The following is a 9,744-nucleotide window of genomic DNA, read 5'->3' as shown; positions in this document are numbered from 1 at the left end:
TTCGTGATAGGGTCAGAAGTGGGTTGGGGCGGTTTTCCGATCATAGCGTCTCACCGTGGTGTTCGTCGGCCTCAAGATCCAACGAGTCGATGAGGTGCGACTCGCGTTCGCGGAACTCCTCGCGCTTCGTCGGATGGTCGTAGTGCTGTTCGATCACGGCGACGCTCGCGTTCACACGGCGCGCGACGGCCTCGACGCCGAGGCCGCGGTTACGTTGCCAGCTGATGCTCCCCGAGCGGACCTGATGCGGTGACCGCGAGGACGGGCACTGTGAGGCGCCGCGACCCGCGAACCAGTCGCACGTCGCTTGCTTCTCGCCGTGAGGGCAGTCCTGGTAACGACAGGGAACGGTCGCGTAGTAGCACCAGTTCCGTAGCGTCGTCAACGAAACGCGGCCGTGCGTCGTCGGAAGCAGCGGCGCCCGACCGTGGTCGTCGCGAACCTGCGGCCGCTGCACGCTGATCCACTCGTCCAACACCTCGACCGTCGCGTCGGGAATGCCAACGTCGCGCTCGCCCTCAACGCCGTTCTTCAGCGGAGTGTCCGCGTCCGGCCGGTGCCGGAACTCCAACACGCCGGCCGACCGGTCCACGTCGCTCACGTCGAGCCCGCGGAGGCCGCCCATCCGACAGCCGACCGTCCACAGGATCTCGAGCACGACATGGTGCTTCGAGGCGCGGTTCGGCGACGAGCGCCACGCCTTGAGTAGCGCCTCGCCGCGATCGGGCGCGAGTCGAACCTCCGAGACGTGGTCGCTGCGGTTGATGTCGGGCACCTCGATCGCGTCGCCGACGCCGTCCTCAGCGAGTCCCACGTCGCTGGCCCACTGCAACCAGTCTTGGACCGTCTGCTGGTGGTTCCGAAGCGTGACCGGGGCGAGATCGTCGCCGGCGCGCTTCGCGTCCCACTGGTTGATGTCCCACGCCGTGAGGTCGCGCATCGTCTCGATCTCCTCCTCCTCACACCAGTCGACGAACTGCTTCAGCCGGTACCAGTAGTCCGTCAGGGTGTGCTCCGCGAGCGACACGGCGCGCTTGTCGAGCCACCGTTGGGCGGCTTCCCGGGGAGAGAGGTCGGGCGCGTCGCTCACGGTTCGTCCTCGTCGGTTTCGATCCGCGGGGCGAGCATGAACCGGCCTTCGTGGCCCCAGTCCTCGTTGTGGAACTGAAGCACGGTTGGGAACTCGTCGCCCCACTTGAGGGTCACATCGTCGGCCTTCGCGGCGTTCAGGGCGTCGACCATATCGGCGAGATAGTCCATGCTGAACAGCGACGAGCACGCTTCCGCGCCGTCGTCGCGGGTGTCCCACGCACAACCGAGCATGGTCACGCGGTCGGCGGTCGTGTCGTCGTCCGGGTCGGCGTCCTTCCGCGACTCCAAGACCAACGTCTCGCCGTCGCGAGTGACGCGGACGTAGTCGTGCCGAGAGTCGATCGCGGCGACCGCGTCACCGAGCGCGTCGATGGACGGACGGGCACGGTTCGGAAGGTCGAGACCGGGGAAACTTGGACGCGGTCGCATGTTGTTGGGGTCGATCGCGAACCACTCCGAGCGCCGCGTCATACGGGTGTCCTCGCGGACAATCCGAACGCGAATCCGGCGGTCGAACACGTCCACCACAACGGGATCGCCGTCGTTGCTCCCGCGACCCTTTCGCGCCCACTTCAGGGTCTTCCGTAACCGCTTGAGGTTCACACCGGTCTGGTCTTCGTCGCCGCTGACAGTGTACCGACTGAACCCCTCGGCGGGGAATGACGCATCCACCATCCCGACGTTCGGGGCGTCAACGGCCTTGATCTGCAAGCCGTCGTCGTCGAACACGGCGACACACTCGTCCACGAGCGGCGCCGGGTACCGCAGGAACGACCGGAGCGGGTCGCCCGCGGTCGTGAACGACACACGCGCTTCCTCCGCGGGTTCCTGCGCCAACTCGTTCTCTCGGTCGTCCTCGACGACCTGACCACCGTCAGCGACGAGGCGCCGATCGTCCTCGTCGTCGGACTGGCATCCGATGCACACGCCCTCTTCGTCGAGCGCGGGCTTACCGACGTGCCGACCGCAGTCCGCGCACTTCCCCGAGGCGTTCTCGGGGGGTCGCTGTGCTCGCCCGTCGGGGCCACACACACCGCACCACTCGCGGAACGCCGGCGGGAGCGTAGACAGCGCAACCGGCCGCGGTTCGGTCGTTTTGAGCTGCCGACACTCCTCGTCGAGGTGAAACATCCCGCCGCCATTGCCGCGGCGGCGACTCTCGTACACCGTCTCGGGGAGGTCGTCGCTCATGGACGCACCTCCTCCTCGCGAGCGGCGTCGGCGGCCCACCCGGAGCGCTGGGGCCGCACGGGCGTCACACCCATGATGCGGTTGCACCGGCTGCAACGGCGATCGTTCTCGCCCGGACGGTCGCCCCGCGAGCCCTGCCGCCCGCAGCTCGGGCACCGGATGATGAACTCGTGCGGGTCGTGATGGTCGACCACCAACCCGTCCGAGACGTACGCGGGCGTCTCGGCACTCATGCGTCACTCTCCGATTGGGCGGTCACGCGACGCCCGATCTCGGCGTAGGCCGATGCGGTCCCAGCCGAGTACGTCTTGAACTCACCGAGGTCACCCTCGACCGTGTAGACGGTGCGCGCCATCACACACCCCACGTCGGCGACGCGGTCGGCGACGAGTTCGCCGGCGTCGGTCGCGTCGTACAGGCGGCCCTTCCGGCGCTCTTCGGGCACCAGCAGCGTAACGGCGCCACGCTCGCGAAGGTCGCCAAGCGTCCCAGAGACGTGCGAGAGGTCCAGGCCGGTAGCCTCCGCGATCGTCGACGGCGTCGCCGGACTCTCCGCGAGCCGTTCGAGCACGGCCGCGCGGTGTTCCGAGGCCGCGACCGCCCCGATGAGATCCCAGTCAGGGGACTCGTCGGTGACGGCAGGCTTACGGGATTCGGCCTCGTTCGACGACTCGGGGGTCGGCTCGGACTCGCTGGCAGGCGTGGTGTGAGACTGGCCCCCGTTCATGCTTCGGTCGTTGCGGCGTTCTTCTTCTCGGTGAGCAGATCGTTGGGGTAGTCGAACGGCGTTCCGTTGGCCGTCCGAACAGCGTTGCGGATGTACTCCGCGCGGCTCATCCCGAGCAAATCGGCCTCTTCGTCGATGTTGTTGACCATCTCCATCGGCATGGTGACGGTCACGTTGGCTGATAGCGCCATGCGCCCCCTGCTTAGTAGGTGGTTAACTTAGTCATTTTGGTGCTGCACTTGTTTCACCATGTATCCGTAGACCTGATTAAGTTAGTGACTTAGTACCTAAGCTATTCACTTACTGCGCCACAAATCGCGCGTGTGAGTGCAACCTCAGATGGCGGTGACGAAACCCACAACGTCACCACCACAGTTAGTTCGGAGTTCAAGGACGACTTCGACCGGGCTTTGAAGAAAGCCCAGATCGAGGGGCACGTTCCCTTGAACATGTCTCGCTCCGAAGCGATTCGGAACCTCATGCAGGCGGCGATTGCGGATCCGTCGCTGATGGCCGGTCCCGAGGACGACGGGGGCGAGTGAGTGCAACCGGACTCCCCGGCACCGGCACTATCGTGTAACGCCGGGAGGGTATTAGGGGTCAGCCTACTACCCGGAGTGAAAGTGAAACAACGGAAGCTATATCCAACATGATAGAATCGATGCGATCCGATCTGCTCCGCTTAGTCGCAGACGTGGAGGGGTTCGGGCTGTTCCGACCGGGGGAAGCGGAGGGGTGGCGCGAGGACATCGAGGCGGCGGAAGTGGTTCCGGAGCTGATGCGAATCAACGAGTCGCTGTTGCAGTCCATCGAGGATCGCGACGGGTACGAGGAGTTCCGCGAGCAGGTCGGCGTCTCGCGCGGCTCGCCGGCGGCACCAGTCGACCGAGCGCAGAAATGACAGTTGATCGATTGCCGTGGGATCAGCGTGTGTTAGAAAACGGCGCCATCGGGATTGTTACAGGAATAACCGCATCAGAAGTAGCCGGATCGGGTATCGCTTCGACACTCACTCTTGTCCCGCTTTCACTGGTATGTCTTCTCGGAGCTTCTTACGCTCTCAGATATATGCAAAACAGAAAAGCGACACGGAGGGACGGTCTGGGGCGCGAAATACAGTATGCACCGCGCCGCGAGTAACTCGTTGATTATGTTAACTTACCGTCGAAACTAAGACGGTCTGTTGAGGAATCGGAATTATGTCAGAAGAGCCGACCGCAGGCGACGCGGTGGATGGGTTACTCGGGAACCGATGGGTTCAGACGATCGCGGCCGTCGTAGCGACTGCGGCAGCAGTTCTCGGCGCGCTCCAGCCAACGAACACGGCGGCGTTCATCCCGATGATCGCAGTCCCGCTGATGTGGCGCCTCGGAATGTCATACGGTCGGCGGCAGTAGGCTACAACCCGTACAGTTCTGCGCGCTCGTTCACCGCCCGCCGGACCGTCTTCCGACCGGCATCGAGTTCCTGCGCCGCCGCGCGCTGGCTCATCTCGTCGGCGGCGACCTGCTCCAGCACGGTAACGACGCGGTGGTAGTCGCTGCCCTCGACGAGCCGACCGTCGTCCTTCTCGAACCCCAGCGGCGCGGGACCGTGCCGATACTCATCGGAGTCCTGGCGCGCCGCGATCCCCTCGCGGATGTTCTGACGCTTGATCCGCGCTTCCAACTCGCCGAACACACCGAGCATCTGAAAGAGCGCGCGCTGGTACGGATCTTCCTCGTCGGGCTTCATCACCAGCGACTCGGAGACGATGTGCAGCTCGACGCCAGCCTCTCGCAGCCGCTCGGCGGTGCGCTCCAGGTCGGTGATGGAGCGGGCGACGCGCGAGACCTCGTGCGCAACGACGGCGTCGATCTCGCCGGCCTCCGCGTCGGACATGAGCCGCTGGTAGGCGTCGCGGGCGGTGTTGGTGCCACTCGACTTGTCGCGGTAGACCTCGATCTCGGCGAGCGACGCGCCGAGGGTGTCCTCGGCGTACTGCTTCGTCGAAGTCAACTGCCGTTCGAGGTTCTGCTTCGCGGTGGAAACGCGGGTGTAACAGGCGACGGTCACGCCCACCACTTCGAGCACTTAATATCTAGTCTTTACGCCCAGTCTGGGCAGGGACTAAAGTTCAGCCCCACCCCTCGGGGGATTCTCCGGACACCGGATCAGTACACATCCGAGCGCAGAATCGAGTACTAATTTCAGGGTGGTGGTTGCCGGGGTTCCTGATACACTCGCGAACTTCATTTCACCGCGTCAAAGAAGAATCGGCCGCTAACAAGTTCTCAGTATTCCCCTGGCATCGCTGAAGAACAACAGTTAATATTACAAGAATTTCCATTTACCCTTGTGATTGTGAATCGGGAACGTCTCGCTACTATATTTCTTGCCACAGTAGCCATTGGCCAGGCTTCTTACCAATTCCTAATGGTGCGAGCAGGTCTTTCGAATTTGTTTTTCGATGCGCGGGAAGTCTGGTATCCCGTCGCGGAAGCAGTTAGTTCTGGAGAGGCACTTTACCTCGGCAATGCGGGCGACAACAAACCACCTCTCTTTGAGATCCTCAATGTATTATTTTATCAAACGGGACAATACGAGCTTTCGTTCTTTGCATTTGTTGGATTATCTAATGCACTTGCAGCAGTCTTACTCTATCGATGGGTTGCTCAAGACTACTCTTTGATATTTGGTGAAGCCGCTGCACTACTCTACCTATCTACTCTCCCGTTGATCAATGGAACTATCCTTAATGTCCGCTCAGTTGCCGTCGTATGTCTCCTCTTCGCCCTTTATACTGAGAAGCCATTCGCGAAAGGCGTCAGTATCGCCACAGGTGCGATGTTCTCTCAATATACTGCATTAGCGGCAATACCAATTTTGCTCTGGGGTATTCATCGAAGCAAGCGTACCCGCGAGTGGGTATTCTCTTATATTTCTGCTGGGTTGCTTGTCATTGCAGTCAGTTATGGCACTGTTGGGGTTATCTGGGGTGTTGAGTCATTCCAGCAAGCTATTTTGTCCTCGGTGCTTGCTGCGGGAGATTACGTTGCTACTCCTGTGCGAAATCCGCTTATAAATCCGATACGTTGGGTGAGTTTACTTGGTCTTGTGATTGTGTCGACTGTTCACGTTTGTGTTCCCGCAGCAATTTTGATATCTCGGAAGGTTCGAAGCCAACCAATCCAGATAATTGCTTCAAGCCCAAATTCTGTTTTGGGACAATCATTGATTCTCTCTGTGCTCTATTTCTGCACATTATTCATTAAATCACTCAGATACTATTGGGTATTCGTCATGCCATTTTTCTCTGTACTCACGGCCGAGCTGATCCTCTTGCGTCTGCATTCGAATTCAGAGGACCTATGAATGAGATTGGCATCAAAATGTCAAATTTAGATTTGAACGCATGTACTCAATTCGTGTGAATTCAATTAATGGGCTCTGTTGAAATCCTTCAGATCTGACATTGGCAAGAGCGAGTCTCCTGACCGATTTTCTCGGTTACGGTGCTAAATTACCGTCTCAACAAATCGCACGACAGCAAGAGGGTTTCAACAGAGCCAATTAATGAGCATTCAACTCCTATTGGATTCTTCCGGAATCAAGTTGCTCCCGACAGCAATCAAGACATACCAAAGTGGCTCGTCAATCACGATGTTGACCATTCCGGCGACGGTGATCCCACCAAATCCAATAAAGAGTGCTGAGAGGTACATCTGATCTATACTATCCAGATTGTAGATCGCTCGAGTATAATTGCGAATGATGGATAATCCGGTTGCCAGCAGTATGAGAACTGGTCCAATACCAGCCGCCATCCAGACACGTGTAATCAGATTGTGTGCCCGGAAGGAGCCGATCTCGTACATTTTCTCAGTCAAGACAACAAACCCTTCGTATCCGACACCAGTCAACCAGTGCCGCTGAATTGTAACAAGCTCCGCTTTGTGAACATCATAGCGCTGCGGTCCCAAAACCTCAGGCGAGAACGCGCCCGCTGTGAGCGGGATACTCGTTAGTCTTTGTGGGAATATGCCGATATGGACTGCAGCAAGTACAACGAGGCCGAATAATATGACTGCCACAGCTCCAGCTGGAAGTAGTCTCAAGAGTTCCAGTTCGGCGATAGACCGAAGAAACAGTATAGTCAATGCACCAAGTACGAAAACAAGCCCAACGATACCTCCCCGGGAACCCGAAAGAGGAATGAGGAAAATCATAGACGCAGTCAGCCCCACGTACGCCACTTTTGTCCATCCGGTCTTCCAATGGGTGACGAGTGCCATGAGTGGGATGAGAGCTAAGAGATTGCGCGAAAGTTCGTTTCGGCTAATATACGGGACAATACCTGCGTGAGGTCGCCGAAAGCGATCTCGAACACTCCGTATCCTACCCACAAAGTCGAGATAATTAGAAGTACTCGGATGAGTTCCTGTAGAGCATCATCTCGACCGAGATATACTACGATAGATCCATAATAAATCATCATTAAGCCGAGATCAATAGCTCGGCGCATAGATTCGTATGGACTTGGAGACCAAGATGAACTGGCGATCAAGATAGAGAGTAGAACAAAAATTCCAATATCCGAGTGCGTGAGCCTGACATATCGTTCTTTGATTGCCGTTATAAATGCGAAAGAACCTACAAAAAAGACACCTATCATACGCGGTGTAATATATAAGCCGAGATCAAAACCGTACGGAATGAAGTGGCCGATGATCGGCAAAGAAAGTAGTAGAGCAAAAAGGCGAGTATAGATTTGAGGTCGCATTCGATATGCATGCCTACATCGCTCCGAATTTAGACTTTGCCAATCCGTTGGAACACTCGGCTGGAAAGACTGAAAAATGAGGTGCCAATCCGAGTTTTTAGATCGTCATGTCGGCGACCGCTTCGTTCGTCTCGTCCCCAGAGTCGTTTATCCCTGCCGCGACGGTTGGCCACCTGCGGATAACCTTGTTATTACTGTCGCAGTTGGCTGTCCATTCCCACGGGGTCGTTACTGACGCAACGTCAAACATCGTCCCTCGCAACACGTTTGCCCGCACTCCGGCAGTAGTTGAGTCCGCGTTGTCGAAGAGTGCGATCCGATCGCCGCCGGTGAAATTCAACCCGTGTGAATTGACCACGTTGAGGGTGACTTCAACGCCATCATCGTAATCAAACACAAAAGCCTCCCCAGCAGAAACGTTGCCGCGGACCTCCACACGATTCATATTCGCCCAGCCGTTTGCTCCGCCAGAATGAAAGCGCGCGACGCCGCCCGCGTTCCACGCGTGGACTTCGGCGTACCCGCCGACAACGCTATTCCCGTTCGTCTGTCGAAACTCAACAATTGGGGTGCCGTTAGTCGTGTCAACACGGGGGTAGCCGTAGACAGCCGTTTGATCTTGGCTCGCAATAGATTCAAGATCCGCGTTAAATCGAAACCACGACCCAACACCGCTCGACTCCGATAGCATTGCCCCATCGGCGTAGACAGTTGCGTTTGGCTTCAAATCGAACACCGAACCGGCTGACGATGCCGTCTCTCGGAGCCACACCCCTGATAGCGAGAGCGTGACGCCACCCTCGATTGTGATTGGCAACGTATCGTTTGCGGACACGTCTCCGAGGAAGTCGTTAGTGATGGGACCTTTTTGGATTCTGACCGATCCACTCCTCCGTGAATCTGGGGCGGCTGCCTCATCGATTGCGGCTTGGATGCTGTCGCCACTCGCAATATCAACTTCTATTGCATCTCTCAAGGGCAGTTTGCGCGTGTGTGTCCTATTCCCTGGATCGGTAAACGATTCCTCTGTACTTACCGATTTAGGTTCGATGTCTCTTCCCCGAATCGCGTTCGGGCCGGTCGCCGGCGTTCTCTCTGGCATTTAGTTGTCCTCCATGTCGGTCTTGGTGTTCTCTCGGTCGGATCGGCTCGTCTGCGGCGGCTTGTACGGGAGTCTGTCGAGTGCTGCGCGGGATAGTCCCCGGATCCGTTCCATACCGTACCGAAACGGGACGCCCAGCCCCAGGAGTATCCCAAACAGGAGGTACCCGAGGTTCGATCCGCTGATGCTCGAAATGCTTTCGAGCACGCTTCGAACTCGCCTCCGGCTCGAACGTGACCACGACAGCTGTCACCCAGCGTTCGGCGTCCGAAACGTGGAGTGTCGAGTGACGTATCTCGTGACGCTCGAACAACAGCGAGTCGGGCGTACGGCCGGTCGTCAGCGGCGACTCCTGTGTGTCGGCGTCACCGACGCGAACACGTCGCCCGAGTTGTCGGATTTGTACGTCGACCAGCACTCCAGCTCCCTCAGGCACGTCGAGAGACGGCAAGGGTTTCGGCGTCGGTCGCCGCCAGTCGACGTGCGACGAAATCGCTTGCGTCAGGCTGTCGTAGCGTTCCGACGAGCCGGGCGTTTGCGTGTTACATCCGTGCTTGTCGGGCGAACTGCACCGCGTTCGCCGGTGGTCCGCGCTCGGGTCTCCGTTCTCGCCGAGCGTCACGAACGGGAGTCGAATTTTGTCTGGACCTCCTGCGTCGTGGTATCCCGCCAAGTACCATTCTCAGGCACTCGCCCCTTCGACCTTCTGCGTCGAAACCGACGCGGCTGGATCGTGGTTGACGCCGACGCGTCTCGGGGTCGGCTCCCGACGCTGTTGGTCCGGATTGATTACGTCGGGAGTCGTCGAAAGCCGCGGTTCGTGCGTGCGCCGCCGCGAAGGTGTAGCGCGTCATGTCGTCGATGTCGGTC

At 58.8% G+C, this 9,744-nt stretch carries 12 protein-coding genes; 3 read left to right on the top strand and 9 right to left on the bottom strand.

What is annotated here, in order from left to right; translation table 11 throughout:
- Nucleotides 1-40 precede the first annotated feature (40 nt).
- The 5 genes from P0Y41_RS14875 to P0Y41_RS14855 are packed head-to-tail and all read right to left on the bottom strand — an operon-like array spanning nucleotide 41 to nucleotide 3,201.
- A complete protein-coding gene (locus P0Y41_RS14875; RefSeq protein ID WP_284062044.1) occupies nucleotides 41-1,090 on the bottom strand; it encodes a tyrosine-type recombinase/integrase in 1,050 nt (349 codons plus the stop codon).
- Nucleotides 1,087-2,283, bottom strand: coding sequence for a beta clamp domain-containing protein (locus tag P0Y41_RS14870; RefSeq protein WP_284062043.1), 1,197 nt, complete (start codon nucleotides 2,281-2,283; stop codon nucleotides 1,087-1,089). Before P0Y41_RS14870 ends, P0Y41_RS14875 begins: the two co-directional genes overlap by 4 nt.
- Nucleotides 2,280-2,516, bottom strand: a complete 237-nt coding sequence (locus P0Y41_RS14865) for a hypothetical protein (protein WP_284062042.1) — start codon at nucleotides 2,514-2,516, stop codon at nucleotides 2,280-2,282. Before P0Y41_RS14865 ends, P0Y41_RS14870 begins: the two co-directional genes overlap by 4 nt.
- Nucleotides 2,513-3,010, bottom strand: a complete 498-nt coding sequence (locus P0Y41_RS14860) for a winged helix-turn-helix domain-containing protein (RefSeq protein ID WP_284062051.1) — start codon at nucleotides 3,008-3,010, stop codon at nucleotides 2,513-2,515. The genes P0Y41_RS14865 and P0Y41_RS14860 overlap by 4 nt, the downstream gene beginning before the upstream one ends.
- Nucleotides 3,007-3,201, bottom strand: coding sequence for a ribbon-helix-helix domain-containing protein (locus P0Y41_RS14855; RefSeq protein WP_284062039.1), 195 nt, complete (start codon nucleotides 3,199-3,201; stop codon nucleotides 3,007-3,009). The genes P0Y41_RS14860 and P0Y41_RS14855 overlap by 4 nt, the downstream gene beginning before the upstream one ends.
- 132 nt (nucleotides 3,202-3,333) lie before the next feature.
- On the opposite strand from P0Y41_RS14855, the gene P0Y41_RS14850 reads away from it, so the two are divergent.
- The gene (locus P0Y41_RS14850) at nucleotides 3,334-3,552 is read left to right on the top strand and encodes a hypothetical protein (RefSeq protein WP_284062038.1); all 219 of its coding nucleotides are present in this window, start codon (nucleotides 3,334-3,336) and stop codon (nucleotides 3,550-3,552) included.
- A 119-nt stretch (nucleotides 3,553-3,671) separates the two neighbouring features.
- Nucleotides 3,672-3,911 (top strand): hypothetical protein, encoded by a 240-nt coding sequence (locus P0Y41_RS14845; RefSeq protein ID WP_284062037.1) that lies wholly within the window; start codon nucleotides 3,672-3,674, stop codon nucleotides 3,909-3,911.
- Nucleotides 3,912-4,408: 497 nt separating this feature from the next.
- Here P0Y41_RS14845 and P0Y41_RS14840 read toward each other — a convergent pair whose 3' ends face one another.
- Nucleotides 4,409-5,065: a recombinase family protein gene (locus P0Y41_RS14840; RefSeq protein ID WP_284062036.1), complete on the bottom strand. Its 657-nt coding sequence runs from the start codon at nucleotides 5,063-5,065 to the stop codon at nucleotides 4,409-4,411.
- Between the two features lie 360 nt (nucleotides 5,066-5,425).
- Here P0Y41_RS14840 and P0Y41_RS14835 point away from each other — a divergent pair, with 360 nt between their 5' ends.
- Nucleotides 5,426-6,364, top strand: a complete 939-nt coding sequence (locus tag P0Y41_RS14835) for a hypothetical protein (RefSeq protein ID WP_284062035.1) — start codon at nucleotides 5,426-5,428, stop codon at nucleotides 6,362-6,364.
- Between the two features lie 209 nt (nucleotides 6,365-6,573).
- Here the strand turns inward: P0Y41_RS14835 and P0Y41_RS14830 are convergent, their stop codons facing one another.
- The 3 genes from P0Y41_RS14830 to P0Y41_RS14820 form a co-directional block, all read right to left on the bottom strand.
- Nucleotides 6,574-7,284, bottom strand: coding sequence for an O-antigen ligase family protein (locus P0Y41_RS14830; RefSeq protein WP_284062050.1), 711 nt, complete (start codon nucleotides 7,282-7,284; stop codon nucleotides 6,574-6,576).
- 585 nt (nucleotides 7,285-7,869) lie between these two features.
- Nucleotides 7,870-8,874 (bottom strand): hypothetical protein, encoded by a 1,005-nt coding sequence (locus P0Y41_RS14825; protein ID WP_284062033.1) that lies wholly within the window; start codon nucleotides 8,872-8,874, stop codon nucleotides 7,870-7,872.
- Nucleotides 8,875-9,081, bottom strand: a complete 207-nt coding sequence (locus P0Y41_RS14820; RefSeq protein WP_284062032.1) for a hypothetical protein — start codon at nucleotides 9,079-9,081, stop codon at nucleotides 8,875-8,877. It lies immediately after the preceding gene.
- Nucleotides 9,082-9,744: the final 663 nt, after the last annotated feature.

The sequence above is a fragment of the Halobaculum halobium genome, from assembly GCF_030127145.1.
GTDB lineage: Archaea > Halobacteriota > Halobacteria > Halobacteriales > Haloferacaceae > Halobaculum > Halobaculum halobium.
Note: the sequence above shows the minus strand (reverse complement) of the source record. Positions and strands in the feature narration are given on the sequence as shown.

Bases quoted from the DNA above. Each gene is read 5' to 3' on its own strand.
- P0Y41_RS14825 (WP_284062033.1), bottom strand. From the start codon at position 8,874: ATGCCAGAGAGAACGCCGGCGACCGGCCCGAACGCGATTCGGGGAAGA.
- P0Y41_RS14865 (WP_284062042.1), bottom strand. From the start codon at position 2,516: ATGAGTGCCGAGACGCCCGCGTACGTCTCGGACGGGTTGGTGGTCGAC.
- P0Y41_RS14845 (WP_284062037.1), top strand. From the start codon at position 3,672: ATGCGATCCGATCTGCTCCGCTTAGTCGCAGACGTGGAGGGGTTCGGG.
- P0Y41_RS14830 (WP_284062050.1), bottom strand. From the start codon at position 7,284: ATGGCACTCGTCACCCATTGGAAGACCGGATGGACAAAAGTGGCGTAC.
- P0Y41_RS14870 (WP_284062043.1), bottom strand. From the start codon at position 2,283: ATGAGCGACGACCTCCCCGAGACGGTGTACGAGAGTCGCCGCCGCGGC.
- P0Y41_RS14835 (WP_284062035.1), top strand. From the start codon at position 5,426: ATGGTGCGAGCAGGTCTTTCGAATTTGTTTTTCGATGCGCGGGAAGTC.
- P0Y41_RS14855 (WP_284062039.1), bottom strand. From the start codon at position 3,201: ATGGCGCTATCAGCCAACGTGACCGTCACCATGCCGATGGAGATGGTC.
- P0Y41_RS14860 (WP_284062051.1), bottom strand. From the start codon at position 3,010: ATGAACGGGGGCCAGTCTCACACCACGCCTGCCAGCGAGTCCGAGCCG.